Source organism: Armatimonadota bacterium, from assembly GCA_036504095.1.
Classification (GTDB): domain Bacteria; phylum Armatimonadota; class DTGP01; order JAKQQT01; family JAKQQT01; genus DASXUL01.
Genome location: DASXVS010000080.1, coordinates 128315 through 145189, shown reverse-complemented (window position 1 = coordinate 145189; position 16875 = coordinate 128315). Strand labels below are relative to the sequence as shown.

General features: G+C 63.9%; 14 protein-coding genes. 9 read left to right on the top strand and 5 right to left on the bottom strand.

What is annotated here, in order from left to right:
- Nucleotides 1-24 precede the first annotated feature (24 nt).
- Together VGM51_18905 and VGM51_18900 are read left to right on the top strand one after the other, a co-directional pair.
- Nucleotides 25-237 carry a hypothetical protein gene (locus VGM51_18905; GenBank protein ID HEY3415109.1) on the top strand — a complete coding sequence of 71 codons (213 nt, stop codon included), beginning with the start codon at nucleotides 25-27 and terminating at the stop codon, nucleotides 235-237.
- On the top strand, nucleotides 238-576 hold the full coding sequence (locus VGM51_18900; GenBank protein HEY3415108.1) for a type II toxin-antitoxin system PemK/MazF family toxin: 339 nt from the start codon (nucleotides 238-240) through the stop codon (nucleotides 574-576).
- 52 nt (nucleotides 577-628) lie between these two features.
- Here VGM51_18900 and VGM51_18895 read toward each other — a convergent pair whose 3' ends face one another.
- Nucleotides 629-1033: a hypothetical protein gene (locus tag VGM51_18895; GenBank protein ID HEY3415107.1), complete on the bottom strand. Its 405-nt coding sequence runs from the start codon at nucleotides 1031-1033 to the stop codon at nucleotides 629-631.
- Nucleotides 1034-1331: 298 nt separating this feature from the next.
- On the opposite strand from VGM51_18895, the gene VGM51_18890 reads away from it, so the two are divergent.
- Nucleotides 1332-3104: a hypothetical protein gene (locus VGM51_18890; GenBank protein HEY3415106.1), complete on the top strand. Its 1773-nt coding sequence runs from the start codon at nucleotides 1332-1334 to the stop codon at nucleotides 3102-3104.
- 76 nt (nucleotides 3105-3180) lie between these two features.
- On the opposite strand, the gene VGM51_18885 is transcribed toward VGM51_18890, so the two are convergent.
- The gene (locus VGM51_18885) at nucleotides 3181-4491 is read right to left on the bottom strand and encodes a thymidine phosphorylase (protein ID HEY3415105.1); all 1311 of its coding nucleotides are present in this window, start codon (nucleotides 4489-4491) and stop codon (nucleotides 3181-3183) included.
- A gap of 123 nt (nucleotides 4492-4614) precedes the next feature.
- Between VGM51_18885 and VGM51_18880 the strand changes: the two genes are divergently transcribed.
- Together VGM51_18880 and VGM51_18875 are read left to right on the top strand one after the other, a co-directional pair.
- Nucleotides 4615-5058 (top strand): hypothetical protein, encoded by a 444-nt coding sequence (locus VGM51_18880; GenBank protein ID HEY3415104.1) that lies wholly within the window; start codon nucleotides 4615-4617, stop codon nucleotides 5056-5058.
- Nucleotides 5059-5132: 74 nt separating this feature from the next.
- Nucleotides 5133-5834, top strand: a complete 702-nt coding sequence (locus VGM51_18875; GenBank protein HEY3415103.1) for a prepilin-type N-terminal cleavage/methylation domain-containing protein — start codon at nucleotides 5133-5135, stop codon at nucleotides 5832-5834.
- Between the two features lie 59 nt (nucleotides 5835-5893).
- Here the strand turns inward: VGM51_18875 and VGM51_18870 are convergent, their stop codons facing one another.
- Both VGM51_18870 and VGM51_18865 read right to left on the bottom strand, forming a co-directional pair.
- Complete coding sequence (locus VGM51_18870; GenBank protein HEY3415102.1) at nucleotides 5894-6208, bottom strand: choice-of-anchor Q domain-containing protein; 315 nt, start codon at nucleotides 6206-6208, stop codon at nucleotides 5894-5896.
- 397 nt (nucleotides 6209-6605) lie between these two features.
- Nucleotides 6606-10094 (bottom strand): fibronectin type III domain-containing protein, encoded by a 3489-nt coding sequence (locus tag VGM51_18865; protein HEY3415101.1) that lies wholly within the window; start codon nucleotides 10092-10094, stop codon nucleotides 6606-6608.
- Between the two features lie 222 nt (nucleotides 10095-10316).
- On the opposite strand from VGM51_18865, the gene VGM51_18860 reads away from it, so the two are divergent.
- The 4 genes from VGM51_18860 to VGM51_18845 all read left to right on the top strand — a co-directional run bounded on the left by VGM51_18860 (nucleotide 10317) and on the right by VGM51_18845 (nucleotide 15293).
- The gene (locus VGM51_18860; GenBank protein HEY3415100.1) at nucleotides 10317-12680 is read left to right on the top strand and encodes a sugar-binding protein; all 2364 of its coding nucleotides are present in this window, start codon (nucleotides 10317-10319) and stop codon (nucleotides 12678-12680) included.
- Between the two features lie 37 nt (nucleotides 12681-12717).
- Nucleotides 12718-13818 carry a hypothetical protein gene (locus VGM51_18855; protein ID HEY3415099.1) on the top strand — a complete coding sequence of 367 codons (1101 nt, stop codon included), beginning with the start codon at nucleotides 12718-12720 and terminating at the stop codon, nucleotides 13816-13818.
- Between the two features lie 83 nt (nucleotides 13819-13901).
- Entirely contained in the window at nucleotides 13902-14804 is a 903-nt protein-coding gene (locus tag VGM51_18850) for an alpha/beta fold hydrolase (protein ID HEY3415098.1), read from the top strand.
- A 123-nt stretch (nucleotides 14805-14927) separates the two neighbouring features.
- A complete protein-coding gene (locus VGM51_18845) occupies nucleotides 14928-15293 on the top strand; it encodes a DUF488 family protein (GenBank protein ID HEY3415097.1) in 366 nt (121 codons plus the stop codon).
- Here VGM51_18845 and mazG read toward each other — a convergent pair whose 3' ends face one another.
- The gene (mazG, locus tag VGM51_18840; GenBank protein ID HEY3415096.1) at nucleotides 15294-16751 is read right to left on the bottom strand and encodes a nucleoside triphosphate pyrophosphohydrolase; all 1458 of its coding nucleotides are present in this window, start codon (nucleotides 16749-16751) and stop codon (nucleotides 15294-15296) included.
- Nucleotides 16752-16875: the final 124 nt, after the last annotated feature.

Here is a 16875-nt window from a genome sequence, read left to right as displayed (position 1 = left end):
GGCGCAATCCCGCAGGGGGGCAACATGAGTATGACTCTCACCATACCGGATGACATCGCCGAATTCGTGAGCGGAGTTGCACGCAAGTCGGGCGGAACACCAGATTCCTTATTGCTGGACGCGTTGCGCGCCCATTTCCCGCCAATCCCCGATGACCTCAAGGACGAGTTCGATGCGCTCGAGCGCGCTTCGGACGCAGATCTCTTGTTCTTTGAGTCCTCGCTGGAGGCTCGTTAAGTGCAGAGGGGCGACGTCTGGATGGTCGCCCTGCCGTTCTCAGGTGGCAGGGAACAATCGGGCGAGCGCCCGGCTGTTGTGATTCAGGACACCGCCTATGGGCAAGGCTCACCGCTGGTGTTGATTGTACTCCTGACTTCCCAACTCGCTGCTCTTCGCTTCCCTGCCAGCGTCCGCGTGGAGCCGACACTTTCAAATGGTCTCAACTTACCGTCCGTCGCGATGGTATTCCAGACTCGCGCACTGGACCGTTCTCGGTTTCTCAGAAGGATCGGAGCCGTAACCGATGAAGCGCTCTCGTCGATCCTCTCCGAACTGGACCAGCTCACCGGCCGATAGACAGATCGCCGCCGCGCCCGGGTAGCTAAGCGACCTAACGCGCCCGCTAGGTCTACGGGTCTGACGAGGCGATGCTTCGGACTTCGTCGTACTGCCTGACCAGTGTGGGTGGGGCCTTGCAGCGCCAGGCGTCGATGAGCAGGCCCTCGAGTTCCTCGGGCGCAATCGCTTCAAGCCGCACCAGAACGGCCGGGAAGCCGTTGTAGTGTGGCTCCGTGAAGAACGCGTCGGAATCCAGGCTCAGGATGATCTCCTTGGTCGTAAGGTCGGGGACGAGTACTGCGAGCACACCGTCATTCGGAACGCGGGCCATCCTGGGCTGCACGCGTTCCGCCCACGACCAGACGAAGCCCTTCGCCCTGCCTTTGACCTCCACCGAGAAGCCGAAACGTCCCTGACCTTCCGTTGCCCCGGGAAGGCTTGCGCAGATCCGCCGGACATCGTCTTGTGTTGCCATAACCGTATGTTTACCCATCGATCCGGGCCACGAAGCCGCGTTCAGAGTGAGCCGGGACAATCGCCGGCATTCGTGTGGCCGGAAGTGCGGCCTCCAATCTAAAATTGGCCAATATCCGCGGGCACTTCCAGTGCAGCCGAGACTAACCCGACGGCCGCGCCATGGACGACCAGTTCCCTGACTGCGGTCGATTCACATACGATAGATAATTCGATTCGCCATCCGCGCCCGGTGCGAAAACAGCGCCGGGCCGCGCGGCTTTGTGCGTTGAAAGCTGCATCGATGAGGGAGAGTCTCAATGAAGAAACTGCGTGCCATGGTTGTTGTAGCCCTCTGGTGCCTGAGCGCCCATGCGGCGGTCTTGTTCCAGCAAGCGCCGAACCCGGGTGGGGGACTGATTCCCTGCTCGTTTCTCGCCCCTGACGGTATGGACGGCGATTTCTGGGTCTACGATAGCTTCGTGCTGCCGGGCAGCCATGCCATTACGGAAATCGACTGGCGCGGCGGCGATACGCTGAACGGGCTGTGGGGCCCTCAGCCGGTGGTCGATTTCCAGATCAGCATCTACCCCACGTCGTCGTACGCCGGTGTGAATGAGCCGGATGCGGTCGCTCCCGCTCTGGTGCAGTATCTGGCCGGAGGCGATGCCGGGGCGACGTACGCCGGCGTTTTCGGCGGAACGGCGATGTACGACTACAAATTCGTCCTTCCGGCGCCATTCCAGGCTGTTGGCGGCGTCAAATACTGGATTCAGATCGAGGCGTTCCAGCACGTGTACCCCAACGGTTGGGGGATCGCCACCGGCACGCCCGCGCCAAGCGGCAGCGACGGCACTCATTTCCAGGTGATCACCGGCGGCACGGCCGGAGGTGGCAATCGGCGGATGTCGAACGTTCCCGGAGACGTCGCCTTTACGCTGATCACCTCCGACGCGATGACCTACACGATCTCGGCGAGCGCATCTCCGTCGGGGGCGGGCTCGGTAACGGGCGCGGGGGCCTACCCTGCCGGATCCACGGTCTCGCTCCAGGCGACCGCAAACGCCGGTTTCGGCTTCTCGAACTGGACCGAAAACGGGGTCCAAGTGAGTACTTTCGTCCCCTATTCGTTCCCGGCAGCCGGCGATCGCGCGCTCGTCGCCAACTTTGTCCCTGCATACACGGTCACCACCAGCGCCTCACCCGGCTACGGCGGCGCAACGGCCGGTGATGGCGTGTACAACAGCGGATCGAGCGCAACCGTCACCGCCCTGGCCAACCCGGGCTTCAACTTCACGGGCTGGACGCTCTACGGCGCGCCGGTCAGTCAGGCGCCCGCCTACACCTTCAGCGTCAGCGCCGACGCGCCCCTTGTGGCGAATTTCGCGCTCAATACCAGGAGCGTAACATACGACTTCGACACAGGCGACCCGCTCCTGTACGCGCAACAGGCGTCCACGCCGTTCAGCCAGACGTCCCGCGGCCTGAAGGCGGACTTCAGTTCGCCGACCCCCGGCGCGGGCGGTTTTTCGGTTCAGAGCGATGCGACAACGCACTGGCGCCTCCCGCTCTTCTACGGCAATTACCTGGACCCGGGGAGCGTCTACAACCCCGCTCTGGAAATCCATTTCTCGCGCCCGCTCACGATGATCTCCTTCAATTACGCCACGGCGGACTTCAATCAGACGGAAACGCCCACCACTATCAGGGTCACAGGCTATAGCGGGAGCACTTCAACGACGCCTGTGGGCTCGGCGTCGAATCACGGGGCGTATATTGGCGGCACGATGCCCATGGGCTGGCTGGCTTTCGCATCCGCCAAACCCTTTGATGTTGCCTTGATCGAGATTCCGCCCGCCACGGGCGCCGCGTCGGACCTCCTGGTGGACAACGTCACCGTCACCGCCGTGGATCTCCCATACACGGTGCCGGACATTGTTGCGGCGCTTCGCATAGCCGCCGGATTCAACAACGCAACCGTAGAGGATATCGTCCGATACGACATCGACTATGACGCGACGGGGCGGGTGGCGGACCTGGAGGACGCGGTTCACGTCGCGCGAAAAGTCGCGGGCCTCGACCCCAACCCTTGAGCGGACGATCTAGGTAGGGCCAGACAGTCAATGCGGTTTGGGGCGCTCACGCGGGCGCCCCGAACCACCAACCGGGTCAAGTGATGGTCTTGAGAATCAGGGGGCTTGGCTGGGGCGGCTCATCGGAGAACGTGAACGCCTCCTTGAGTCGGCCCGCGCCTCCGGCGCCTTGTTCTTCCGTCCTGGCGTGTACTCGCGCTAGAATGTCGCCGGGCCGAACGGGTTCGCCGGGCTTCATCAACCGGTCAACGCCCACGTCGTAATCCAGAGCGTCGTCCTTCGTGAAGCGGCCTGCACCGAGGTCGCGCACAATCTCGCCTATCCGACGGGCATCGACCGATGAGATGTAGCCTGAACGGTCCGCTTGGACCTCCAGGGTGTACGGAGCGGTTACCGGATGCTCCAGCTTATGATTCATCGCACCCACATCCGCGCCGTGGGCCGCGATGATCTGATCCCACTTCGCCCTCGGGGCGCCGGAAGCGAAACACGTCAGCGCCCGGGGTCGCGCGAGAGCCAGATCCTCTTCCACGCCGGTCTGCACGAGCAGGCTGGCCGCGCATTCCACGACCACATCACGCAGGTCGTCCGGCCCACGGTTCTCGAGACACGCGACCGCTTCCACCACCTCTACCCAGTTTCCGGCGGACCTTCCCAGCGGCGCGTCCATCGAGGTCATCAGCGCGCGGGTCTTCACGCCGCACGCGTTGCCCAGGTCCACCATGGCCTGCGCCAGCACCTCGGCCTGCTCAGCGTCCCTGGTCATTGCCGCCGCTCCGAACTTGGCGTCCAGCACGAGCGCATCCAGCCCTTCCGCAAGCTTCTTGGAGAGGATGGAAGCCGTGGTAACCGGGATGCTGTCCACGGTGCCCGTGACGTCCCGCAGGGCGTACATGACGTCATCCGCGGGCGCCAGTTCGCCAGTCTCGCCGCAAATCACCCCGCCGACGTCCTGGACGACCTCCACGATCCGGGCGGCGTTCATCGTAACGTTGAAGCCGGGGATCGATTCCAGTTTGTCCAGAGTCCCTCCGGTGATTCCGAGTCCGCGCCCTGAGACCATAGGCACTCGGAAGCCGAGGCAGGCAAGAAGCGGAACGAGAGGCAGCGTGACCTTGTCGCCGACTCCGCCCGTTGAGTGCTTGTCCACCACTGGACGCGGGTCGTCCGGGAACGTGAGGACTGTGCCAGAATCGCGGAGTGCGAACGAGAGCAGCGGCACTTCCTCCGGCGTCATGCCCTTGAGGAAGAGGGCCATGAGGAAGGCCCCCAACTGATAATCCGGAACCGTCGCGCCCGGATTGAATGCCGAGACGGCCTCGTCCATCATTTCGCGCGAGAAGGCCTTGCCGTCGCGCTTCGCTTCAATCAAGTGGAGAAAACTCATTTTCGTATCCTGCACCCGGGAACAGGGCGCATCGCCCACGCGTTTGTGACTGTCAGACTCTATACTAGACCGCCGCTGGCATATGTGAAACGTTGCGTGGTAACATCCCCTTGGAGGCCGAATATGATCAGATACGTATTTCTAATTGCGGCACTGCTGCCTGTGGCTGCGCGCGGCGAATCGACACGCATGGTCCTCGCGACGCCGAGTGCGCCGACCGGTGCGCTCGGCCTAACTTACCAGAAGGTTCCCGGAACCGCAGTCCGCCCCACCATCGTGCCGGCGCCACCGGGCGTTGTGCCGGGCCTGTCTTTGGTGCTGCCAACGCCGAAGGTTCCGTCTTCGAACCTGCCCCCCATTGTGGTACTGGTGCCGCCAGGGAAATCGCCGGGTACGCCGTTCGCTCTGCTGACGCCGCTGGCGCCCACCGATCCGGCGCCGCCGTCAACGCCGGCGCGCCTGGGGGTCTTCCGGGACGATGATCGCGCCGTCACGCGTACGTTTCACCCGCTTCTCACACCCGGAACGGTGGTGAGCATCCTGCCGGTGGAATCGTCAAAGCCGTAAGCGGTGCGATGAACGCCGTGGCCGCTTATTGAAGGATTCGGCCGGCGGAACCGTCCAATGGCTGGGGGAACGATATGCGCTCCCGAACGGGGCGGATTGCGGCATTCACGCTGATCGAACTGCTGGTGGTCGTCGCCATCATCGCGATACTGGCGGCCATCCTGTTCCCGACGCTGGCGAAAGCCCAGTGGCGGTCCCGTAATTCCGCGTGCCTCTCGAATCTGCGGCAACTGGGCGTGGCCCTGGACGGTTATGCAGCGGACAATGACGACCATCTACCCGTGGGCGTCGATACCTACTGGGGGGATGTGCGCCATCTGCCCAACGCTAAGACCCCTTTCCTTCACAGCGTGATGGGGGATCGAACGCTGGACAGTATCTGGCGATGCCCGGCCGACGTCGGGTTCCGCTGGTGGAACGATGCGTTCACACAGCCTCTGATCGATTACAAACCAAGCTGTTTCGCTGTGTGCGGCCAGTCCTATAACTACAATCTGCTGATGGTCTGGGATCCCGGCGCCGGCAAGATAGCCCCGATCGCCACGGCGGCGGTGCGCTATCCCACCGAAATCGCCCTCCTGGCTGACGCGCACTTCATGTGGCATAACCTGAACAAGCCGCGCGATCCCTCCAGGCGCGACAGGAACGACCCGCCTGCGTGGAACGTGCTCTATGTGGATGGCCACGCCGCCCGCGCCACGCCCCCCTGGTGGCAATCCTACAGCGTGGACATGGACCGCTGGTGGCGCCTCGACAACAACCCGAGGAAACGCTGAAGCCTGAACGATGAACTCGGGAGTCTGGAGTTCATCGTTCATCGTTCCTGCTTCAGCGTTCAGTTCAGCCCGGCGGCTTTCCTCGCCAGCCGCATGGCGTCTTGCAGGTCCACGCCGTTGCCAGCTGCCACATTCAGCCGGGCGACCAGGTCCGGAGTGGCGGCGGAGAGCCCGCCCCAGATACGCAGCGCTCCCGTAACATCGCCCATTGTGATGGCGCTGCCGCCGAACTCGTACGCCCCGATGTCCACGCGCGCTCCCTGCACGCGGGGATGGCGGTCCAGGTCCGGGTGGTCGTTCAGGACATAGGCGTCGTTCCCCGCGTCGATGAGCGGCGAGGTGGCGGCCAGGCGGAAGTCGCCGTTTCTGTTCACGAACTGGGGATCGACCGAGATGTTGCCCTGGAAACCGGTGGCATCCTTTAATCCCGGTGGGGTCGCATCGTGCGAATCTCCCGCTCTCTCAAAGAGAGACAGGTCGTTACTCGAAGAAGGGTGCGCCGGTTCGCCATTGAGCCGGCGGGTCTTGGTTGACGGGGCGCTGTTTCGGGCGCCGGTTTCACTGCGACCACCAGACGGGTGGGGCTACCATTATCGGCATGCCATGTCTGCCCGCCATGTGGCAGAGCGCGATGTCACGCGGGCGCGAGAATGGCTGCCATGAGCCTGGACGGCAGCAATCAGGAAAAAGCTCCAGGCCAGCCGGTAACCGATGAATGCCCGGACCAGGCCTCGGTCCGGGCATTCATCGTTCAACGTTCAACGTTTCCGCCTACTTGCCGTTGATTCGGCGATCGATGGCGGTGGCGTCTGTCACGGTGATCAGGCCGTCTGCTCCGGTCGTTCCATTCCCCGTCACGATGTCCAGTCGGGCCATGTCCGCGGCAACGGCGGAATCCAGGCCGGCCGCGATGCGCAGCGCCTTCTTCACGTCGTCAGTGGTGAACGGCACAGAAGCGGTCCCATAGGTCAGGGCCACGCTGGTGACCGTCGGCGCTGTGGCGCCGGTGGAGCTAAGGGCCAGCGCGAACTGAACGTAGCGCGCGGTCACCCCGGTGAACGTCTGGGACAGGCCGGATGCTGCCGCCCATGTGCCGAATGTACCGTTCGCGCCGGCGGTTCGTATGCTGAGCGTAACCCCACTGCCCGTGGCAGTCACGGCGAGGCTCTGAAGCGCTTCGGCGACGCCGAGGTCGATGATGGGCGATTCATACCGTCCGTTAGCCACGTAGGTGCTGGACGGAGCGAATGTGATCGCGGCGGCGAGGGTGTTGGCGGACGGGTTCACCGTCGGATTGATCGTATCGGATGAACGACCGCCGGCCACGTAATAGCGGTCCTGCCATGCGGCGCCATCCATATCGCGAAGCGGGTTGCCCGTGCTGTAGGTTGCGGTGACGTCGGTGAAATCGCCGAACGACTGGTCCGCCATGATTTCGGCCGCGCTGATTCGATCGGTGCGGGCGGCGATGAGGGAACCGCCGATCTCGAGAGCATAACCGTGCGTAATCCCGCCGGCGAAGGCGAATCTTCCTTCAAGTGGAGGATTGCCGGACGCCGCCCACGGGCCTGGCTCACCGCCCGCTCCGATAACGCTGATCTGCTGGTCTGTGTTATACGTCGTGCCGTCGGAAGTGCCACCCCAGTCGTAGATCCGGCCGTTGTGAATCGTCAGGCCTTGCTGCATGGCGACGGCCGGCAGCGAGTTGGCGGCAACCGTCCACGGCGCGAACGTGCCGTCCGGCTTGATATCCGCCTCGTAGATCGTCGGGTAGATGACCGAGGCAGTGTCGCGTCCTCCAACATAGTATACGCGGCCGTTATAGACGCCGACGGCCCCGTAAGCGCGTTCGGGGGGTGTCGGCCCGGAGAATGTCCCGGCCACGCTCCACGGTCCCAGAGTGCCGTCCAACGGGTTCTGGGCCGCGAACAGAGTGGTTGTCTGGGTGGCGAACACTTCGCTCGCGTCGATGGCGGCGCCGGCGACGACATAAATGTAGCCGTTGTAGCCGAAGGCGGCGTGCATGGTGAAGTATCGCTCATCCGTGAGCGGTGTGGTCTGCTGCCACGCCCCGACGGTACCGTCCGCGTTGATTGGGGCGAAGAAGACCGTGTTGCTCGTCGAGGCGCCCCGCCCGCCGAGACAGTACAGGTAGCCGCCGTACGCGCATACCGCGTTGTTGTGCCGCGGGAGAGGAAGGTCGGGCACGCCCGCATCATCCACTCCGTTAGGCGCCGCCTTCTTGTTGAGGGTCACGCCGTTGGCGGCAAGAAAGACGTCATCCATCCACCCATACTGGAAGTCCCCGAACGCACTGAGCGTGCGGACCTTGAGACCGCCCGCTGTGAGTGTGGCGAAGAACGACTCCGGCGTTGTCGCCGTGGCGATCGTGGCTGAGCCGGACTGGGCCACGAAATAGTAGGTCGTCCCGGGCGTAAGCCCCGAAATGAATACGGAATGGGACAGAGTGTTTGCCGTACCGGCGGCGTTTTGTGTCAGCGCGTTCGGGCTGGTCCCATAGCTCACCGCGGAGTCGGTCGCTTTGTCCGTGTTCCAGGTGATCGAAGCGGTTGTCTGGGTGGCGGTGACGGCAAGGCTTGAGATGACGGGCGCGGGGTTCTTAGCGACGAAGGCCAAGACGTCCGAGTAGGCCGTACTATACCCGGATGCGGCGGACCGGACCTGGTAGTAGTACGTGTTCCCCGTCGTCAGCCCGGAAATGGCGACGGAGTGCGCCGTCACGCCATTTGTACCGCTTACGCGATTGATCAGCGCCGTCGGGGAATTCCCGTAAAGCAGAGCCGTGGATGAGTTGACGTCGGTTGTCCAGCCTATCGTGGCGCTGGTGCTGGCCGCTACGACGGTTGGGCCGGCCGTGATCTTGACCGGGGTTGCGATGGCGCCGCTCCCAGCGAAAGCGCCGGATGTGATTGTGTCGGTGCTGCCGCTGTCCTCGGGCGCGAACATCGCGACATCCCGTCCGCGAACGCTGTTCTCGGCATTCGGCAGGAGGGCGGCAGCGACGTTGCCCTTCGCGTCAACGGCCAGGTTGCGCGGCTTTTCGGGAACCGGGTTTATCCTGGCCAGCAGCGCGCCGGTCGCCTTGTCGAGTTTGTAGTACCCTCGGACCGAGCTGTCGGCGTTGGAAAGTGAAGTCCACACGTTTCCATCGGGGCCGATCTCAACGCCGGTTCCCGTGTAGCCGATTCCGGGGAGGGCGGTCGATGTCCACGTTTTGGTCCAGGAAAACACGTTCAGCGGATCCGCGTTGTCGCCATCCCAACGGACGACCGTGCTCAGCCCGGGACTGCCCGTAGAGGCGGAATTCGTGCGCACGAAGATCGTGACGCTGTTAGCGTGTCCGACCGGGTCATTGTAGCTGTCCAGCACGGCGATCCCGTTGCAGGAGCCGCCGGCCGCGCCGGACGGGTCCGCGAGGAGCACAGTGGTTGTGGTGTCCGCGGAAGTCTGGTATCGAACGCCGGCGCCGGTGAGCGACGTGGCGTAACCCATGGAGAAGTAGAACCGTTTGGCCGTGCCGTTATCCGTCATCGCCATTTGCTGGGGATAGATGTCCGTCGCGAATTCCTCGCGATAGTCGGTGCCATCCTGCTTCACGGAGCAGATGCCGGTGCCCGGCGCCGGGTTGTCTTCGTGGTAGATGTAGAGGCGGTCATCCTTGCCGACCTGAACGTCACGCGTACCGGACGAAAACTCGTTGAGCGGCCTGGAAACCGTGTTGATGTTGACCTCCAGGGTGCCGTCCGAGGAGTAGCCCAGTACCCGGTCGTTCGCGTAGTCGGCAACATACACGCGTCCATAATACGGACTGGCGGGGTTCTTGTTGACCGTCATGTGGTACCAGACCGGAACGTTGGTGCCGGTGGAGATTGTGTACGGGCCCCAGAGGAGCTGCCCTCCCGCGGCCACGGCGCCGGCCGTTGCACTGATGCGGGCCGTGTACTGGCCCGCCGGGGCCAATACGCCACCGGAGCCCTTGCCGTCCCATGTCACGAAATGGATGCCCTGACTGAGGGCGCCGCTTGCGAGGGTGATGGTCTTGACCACCGTGTTGCCGGAATTAAGGATGTCGATCGTTCCGGCGGTGGCGTTGGTGTTCAAAACGTACGAAATGTCGTACGGAGCGCCTGTTCCGGTTACGCTCACCTCGGTAACCGAAACGGCGGCGTGGGCCGCGAGTGCTGCCAGGGGAAGCAGAACGGCGAGAGTGCCCAGTCGGTGGAAGAAGCGCTGAAGCATGAGTCGTCTCCCTTACGCATTACGACGGGGGGCCTGTCGGGGGCCCCGGGAATGGACGCTACAAACCTCGCCGGACGCGAGGGCTCGCGCCATTGAAGCCAATTATACCACTCCCGCCGGATAGCGACCACTTACGGGTGTGCCCCTGCCGGGTGGCGTGGTTTGCGCATAGGGGCCGATTGCGCCATAAAGTAAGCCATCCGGACCCGTTGGAGGACCATATTGCGCATTCTCATAGCATTGACCCTTGTGGCCTCAACGGCCTGGGCGGCGCCGCTGCCGTTCCTGAACACGGGCGGCAAACCGTACACCGAGGCTGTCTTCCGGCGGGACCAGAAGGTCAGATGGGCCGGCGCCGCCTGGACAGTGACCGACGCCGAAGGCAAGACCGTCGCATCCGGCCGGCCAGGCGGCGCTCTGCCGACCTCGCGATTTGGAGCGTACCGGGTTGCCACGGCCGGGCGGCCGTCGGTGTTCTATGCGGTGGCGCCGGACGTGCGGTCCGCCGCGGCGAACCGCTCCGCGTTCGGGATGGGCGCCTATTTCAGCATGCGCTACTCGCCCCAGGACCAGAAGCGGTGCGCCGCACTGCTCGTCCGAATGGGCGCCGTCTCCAGCCGCGACGAGTTGAACTGGGACCTCGTCGAGCCCCAACCGGGCAATTGGACCTGGGGAAATTGCGACGCCGGGGTGGGCATCCAGCACGACTTCGGCATCGAACCGCTCGGGCTTCTCTGCTACTGGGGGAAGTATGTCAAGGACCGCCCGGAGCGCTCCGAATCGCTGGTCGCGCACAGTCCCGAAGCGGTCGCGGCGTATGCGGAATACTGCCGGCGCTGCGTTCGGCGGTATAAGCCTGGAGGTGAACTCGCCCGTCTGCGCGGCTGGAAGGATGGGTGGGGGATCCGGCACTGGGAAGTGTGGAATGAGCCCGCGACCTTCTGGACGGGAACGCCGGAGCAGTTCGGAAACCTCCTGAAGGCGGGCTACCAGGCGATCAAGAGAGAGGACCCCAGGGCCATCGTCCACTTTTCCAACGTCGGAAAGGAGTGGGACGCCAAGGCCTTAAGGGTCGCCGGCAAGTCGTTCGACGGCCTCACGCCGCACTACTACTGCCCGCCGCGCAGCCCGGACGACGCCGACATGGATCGGCAGATGCGCGAGACGGTCAAGGAGTACGCAGCGCGCGGGCTCAAGCGCAACCTCTGGGTGAGCGAAGTGGGCTGGGACTCCACGAGCGATCGCGAGCAACAGGTTCGGCAGGCGCAGGATCTCGTGCGCGCGTACGCGATGGCGCTCGATGCGGGCATGCAGCGCGTCTTCTGGTATAACTTTCGTAACGACGGCGATGAAGGCCCGGGCGGACAGATCCCGTGGTTTGGCGTGATCAACCGTGACTGCACACCGAGGATCTCGTACGCTGCTTACGCGGCAATGGTCGCCCGGCTTCAGGGCCTGAAACCCGCCGGCCGGGCCAATCTGGGGGCGGCCGTGAAGGCGATTTTGTTCACCGCCAGGGGTGGCACAACGGCCGTGCTCTGGGCGGACAAGCAGCGCGGCTCCCTGGAACCCATCCGCGGCGCCATATGGTACGACCTGATGGGGAACGCTCAATCCGGCCGAATCCCGCTGAACGACTGGCCCGTTTATGTCGTCGCGCCGGGGAAGCCTGCCGCGTGGCTGCGGGAAAGGCTCCGTGCCGCCGCCATCAAGGGCATCGCACCGGTAGTGGTCAAGCCGTTCCAATTCCTCTCGGACGGGGATCATCGCACCGTGTCTGTCGATCTACGCAACCAGAGCTCGCGGGAAGCCACCGTAAAGCTCACGGCATCGCAAGGGCATGTGCAGGTCGTCCTCGCGCCCGGCGAGCGCCGGCGCGTTAGCCTGCCGGTCTCGAAGGCAGGGCCGGCCCTCGGGTGTGTCGTGACGCAGGGGGGCGCGGCCCGCCGGTGGCGCATATCCCTCGCCGGTACGCCGTCCACGGTCATCCCGTTCGGGGAGCGCGAGGCCCCAATCTATGACCAGCTTTGGGCGCTCACCCCGAAATGGACGATGGCCACCGCCGAACACAACGCGGGTATCATGCCTTGGTCGCCAAAGGACCTGAGCGTTGTGGCGCAATTCCAATATGACGAATCCGGCCTGTGGATGCGCTTCATCGTCGCGGACAACGTTTTCCATCAGACTCAGCGCGGGCGCGATATCTGGCAGGAAGACAGCGTCCAGGTGAGCTTACAAGCCGATGGGTCCAAAGCGGCGGTGCGCCATGCATTCGGCTTTGCGCTCACACCGGACGGCCCCAAAGCGTTCCGGTACGCGGGGCCGGGCGGATGGCTCGGCACCCTCGACGTGCGGCGGCGCGGCACGGAAACGACGTACGACGTCCGCGTCCCGTGGTCGGACCTGGCGCCGTTGAAGCCCCTGCCCGGGCAGCGGTTCCTGATGGACTTCATGGTCAACGACAATGACGGCTTCGGACGACGGGGCTGGCTGGAATGGACCCCCGGCATCGGCACAGGTGACGATCCGTCGAAATGGATGGAATGGAGCCTGGGAACGCCGGGACCGGCGCCGACCAGGACGTGATTATGAACGCACCATCGAGTGAGAGGGTGGGGAAACGATGAGAAGCGCGATAAAGTTCGGTTCTGTTGCAGTCAGTGTTCTCCTGGCGGCGGCCGGCGCCTTTTCGGCCGAGCCTGAGTTGAAACCGGCAACGCTGCCGCCATTCGTCTATACTCCCGGTTCGGCGTCATATGTGGCGGGGCCGCACGTTCTCGCCGCGCAGTTTTCCCAAAGCGGTCGACATGTGCTTCTGACGATGACGACACCCGAAGGCGCCCGCAGGCAGGCGGAAGCGGCAGCCGCGCACAGCAACATAAACGTGCCCCCACCGGGGTTCGCGCCCCTGAGCGTTGTTATGTGGAGCCGCCGCACCCATCGATCTGCCGTCTCATGGACTTCGCCCTGGGAAGAGGCAACGTTGAGGCAGATTTGCTGGCTTCCCGGATCGGACACGGCGCTTGTCGCCGTATGGGCGCTTGAACAGGTAAGAACAGGAAACGACCCGCCGCATAAACGGCTCGTGTTTCACCTTCTGCAGTTGGATCCAAGGCTTGGCACCGCCGTGGAGCGGAGAACCATTCTCGGAGGCCCATCCACCCACATCGAACTCTCGCCCCGCCTTCCCATCGCCCTGCTCTGCGATGGAGGCGAGTCTACGGAATCGATTCGAATCATCCGCCAGGATACCATCGGCGCCCCGATACCGATTCCCGCGGACGCGTCCGATTTCAACCCGAAGTGGTCCGCGGACGGCGCGACATTCTACATGAGGGTTTTCGGGCCCGGCAGCGACTTTCAGAAGGGAAAGAGCACTTCCTGGCTGGCGATTGACACGGGTCGAGAGACGGCCACCCCGGTCGATAGCCTGCCGGCGGACTCCGTGGACAGGGTGGAAAATGCACCGCCCGTCACGCCGTTCAACTTCATCGAGAGTGTGGTGTCCGTCAAAGATGGTGGCCGCGTCTTTGAAGCACACCCGTTGTGGCTGGACTGCGGTGGCAGGGACGTGTTCCTGCTGCACCCCGACGCGGGCAAGCCCGACACACCCCGGCAGTCCGATGCCGTGGTCTATGTGGCGGACGGCATCGCTTTCCTGCGCGATCTTCAACGCGCACCGCGGCCGTCACTGCCGCCGGCCCCGTCAGGCGGGAGGCAATGACGAAACGGCGGGACTGTGACAGATTCAACTCTGGTACCTAAGTCACTGTCTCCGAGGGCTCTGTCTCCCTTACAATGAAATCGATGAACGCGAAACCGAAACGGAGGCGCATACTGGTGTGGCTGCAGTATGCCATCGCGGGGTTCTGTTCTGTCACGGTTGGAGGTGTAAGCCTCATCGTCTGGCAGGCGCTTCACCCTGCGCGATTCGCCATGAGTGCGAATCCGGGGGACGATGGCATTGCCTTTGAGGACGTTTCGTTTCCGTCGCGCGACGGTTTCACGCTTTCCGGGTGGTGGGCGCCGGCAAACACACCCGTCGGCACGGTGATCCTGTGCCATGGATATCCCGCCGACCGCCGCGACGTGTTTCCGGTGATCCCGTTCCTTCACAAAGCCGGTTTCAATGTGCTGGCGTTCGATTTTCGGCGGCTCGGCAAGAGCGGCGGCGGGATGAGTACCATCGGCCTGCGCGAGCCCCGCGATCTGGAGGGCGCCGTCGACTACGCGGCGAAACGCTCCGACAGGCCGATCACGGCGATGGGCTGGTCCATGGGCGCGGCGGCCTGCATCATGGCCGCGGCCGCGGACAAGCGGATCGTCGCTGTGATCGCCGACAGCCCCTACACATCGCTCGACGTGCAGACGGTGCGGCGCTTCGGAGGCGGCCCGTTCGGCAGGCTCTGCGGGGGCTACGCGGCCTGGCTGGGCGAGATCATTCTGAGGGAACACCTGAGCGATGCCTCTCCGCTTGATTCCGCGAGGCGCCTTGGGGGCCGGCCCTTGTTCCTCATCCACAGCCGGAACGACCGTCTGATACCCATGAGGGACAGCGAGAGGATTTTTGCGGCGGTGAACGGACCCCGGGAATTGTGGATTACCGGGGCGTCCGGTCACATTCGGTCCTACGGGGAATGCACCGTGGAATATCGGAAGCGGGTGCTGCGGTTTCTCCACTCCGCCGTTGGAAAAGCCGTTTCGCGGTAAACTGGTGAAGTATCAAGTCAATGGGCGGATGAGTCAACGAGCCCGCAGACACGGTGCTCACGTTAACTCATTAACTCATCCATTTGAGGACGCCCCAGGATACGTGCAATCGAGGCAGAGCAAATGGTAAAACTGAAACGGATCTATGAATCGCCCGCGCCGGACGACGGCGTGCGAATCCTCATCGACCGGCTGTGGCCGCGCGGTGTGTCCCGGGAAACGGCGGCGCTTGACGACTGGGACCGTGAAATTGCGCCCAGCCCGGACTTGCGAAAGGCATTCAGCCACGATCCGGAGCACTGGGTGGCGTTCCGGGCGGGGTACTTTGCGGAGCTCCAGGCGAACCGAGATGCGGTCGAGCGTCTTCTCCGGTTCGCCCGGGAAGGCACGCTCACGTTGCTGTACGCGGCGAAAGACCCCGTCTACAACCACGCGCAGGTCCTGAAGGAGTACCTTGATGGACAGATGGACGCGGGTGCCGCCTCTTAGTCAGAGGGCTTTGGCCAGTTCCCAATAGGTATCCCACTCCTCGGGGGAGAGGGATTTGAGTTCGCGCTTGTCCGCGGTGGCCATCGCTTCCATCGCCCGGAAACGGCCGATGAAACGGTCCACCATCGTGCGCAGGGCTTCCTCGGGATCGATCTTGAGCCATCGGGCGACGTTCACCAGCGCGAAAAGCAGGTCGCCCAGTTCGTCGGTCGCCCGGGCCGTGTCGTTCGCCTTGAGCTCGGCGCGGAGTTCTTCGATTTCCTCCTGCACCTTGTCCAGAACGGCCTCGGCGTCGGGCCACTCAAAGCCGACCTTTACCGCTTTCCTGCTGATGTCCATGGCGCGCATCAGGGCGGGCATGGTGTGCGGGACCCCATCCACAGCCGACGTGCGGTGCGCGTTGGCGGGTTCCGCGCTCTTGATCGCCTCCCAGTTGCGGAGAACCTCGGCGGAGTCCTCGACGTCCAGCGAGCCGAATACATGGGGGTGGCGGCGGATGAGTTTGGTGGTGATGCCGGCGATCACATCGTCGATCGTGAAGAAGCCATCCTCGCGCGCGATCACGGAGTGGAGGATGGGCTGCATCATCAGATCGCCCAGTTCCTCCTCGAGTTTGCCGGGGTCGTCGTGCTCGATGGCCTCAACCACCTCGTAGGCTTCTTCCAGCATGTTGCGCTTGAGGCTCTCGTGCGTCTGTTCCATGTCCCAGGGGCAGCCGCCGGGCGCCCGCAGGCGGGAGATAACGCGCACGAGGTCGTCCCAGGTCGGTTTGCGCAGGTCGTCCGGAACAGGGGGAAGATAAACGCTGGTGAGGTGGTCGAATTCGTGGCGATCCATCTGCCATAGCGGAACCGCCACGGCCGGGCGGCCTTCGCGAACGATCAGAATCGCATGCTCGTCGGGGTAGCGCTCCATGAGAACGAGTTTGGCTTCGGACGCCGTCGCCTGGTCGTGGACCTGGTAGACCACCGTCGGGATCGCCGCGTCCAGTTTGCTCGTATCGAGGCAATGCGCGTCAAGGACGATGAGGTCTGTGTCCGCCGTCTCCCGCGCGCCCTCAAGCACTGCGTCCACGAAACTCGGGGAGGGGAGCAAACGGATCGACAATCCCATGGCGTCCGCTCGCGCCATCAAGAGCGAGACCGTCCGCTCGCCGAAAAGCGGGTGGCCGGGCACCGCATAGAGGAGACCGGTTTCGGCCTGAGCCCGCGTCAGAACGGCTTCAACGACTGCTTCATAGACCTCCTCGAAGTCGGCGGCGCCATCGTAGAGGTGGTCCAGGGAGTCAACAACGATGCCTTCGGCGCGGAGTTCGTCCACGGCGGGGTGCCGCGCGGTTCGGACAAGCACGCGCCCGGCCTGCTGGATGGCGCGGTAGGCGCCCACGCTCATCGCGTTCAGAGCGCCGGGCCCGAGACCAAGGATGGTTATCTCACGGGGTTCCAATGTGCTCTCCATTCAGGCCAGCCTCGCCGTACTTTCATACCTGGCGAAGATGATCTCCTGAGCGCAGCGAAGGATCCCAACGTAAAGTCGAGATCCTTCGCTGTGCTCAGGATGACAGCTGCCTGCCGGGTCATCC

Coding starts and splice junctions, on each gene's coding strand:
- VGM51_18905 (HEY3415109.1), top strand. CDS start 25: ATGAGTATGACTCTCACCATACCGGATGACATCGCCGAATTCGTGAGC.
- VGM51_18895 (HEY3415107.1), bottom strand. CDS start 1,033: ATGGCAACACAAGACGATGTCCGGCGGATCTGCGCAAGCCTTCCCGGG.
- VGM51_18890 (HEY3415106.1), top strand. CDS start 1,332: ATGAAGAAACTGCGTGCCATGGTTGTTGTAGCCCTCTGGTGCCTGAGC.
- VGM51_18885 (HEY3415105.1), bottom strand. CDS start 4,491: ATGAGTTTTCTCCACTTGATTGAAGCGAAGCGCGACGGCAAGGCCTTC.
- VGM51_18880 (HEY3415104.1), top strand. CDS start 4,615: ATGATCAGATACGTATTTCTAATTGCGGCACTGCTGCCTGTGGCTGCG.
- VGM51_18875 (HEY3415103.1), top strand. CDS start 5,133: ATGCGCTCCCGAACGGGGCGGATTGCGGCATTCACGCTGATCGAACTG.
- VGM51_18865 (HEY3415101.1), bottom strand. CDS start 10,094: ATGCTTCAGCGCTTCTTCCACCGACTGGGCACTCTCGCCGTTCTGCTT.
- VGM51_18855 (HEY3415099.1), top strand. CDS start 12,718: ATGAGAAGCGCGATAAAGTTCGGTTCTGTTGCAGTCAGTGTTCTCCTG.
- VGM51_18850 (HEY3415098.1), top strand. CDS start 13,902: ATGAACGCGAAACCGAAACGGAGGCGCATACTGGTGTGGCTGCAGTAT.
- VGM51_18845 (HEY3415097.1), top strand. CDS start 14,928: ATGGTAAAACTGAAACGGATCTATGAATCGCCCGCGCCGGACGACGGC.
- mazG (HEY3415096.1), bottom strand. CDS start 16,751: ATGGAGAGCACATTGGAACCCCGTGAGATAACCATCCTTGGTCTCGGG.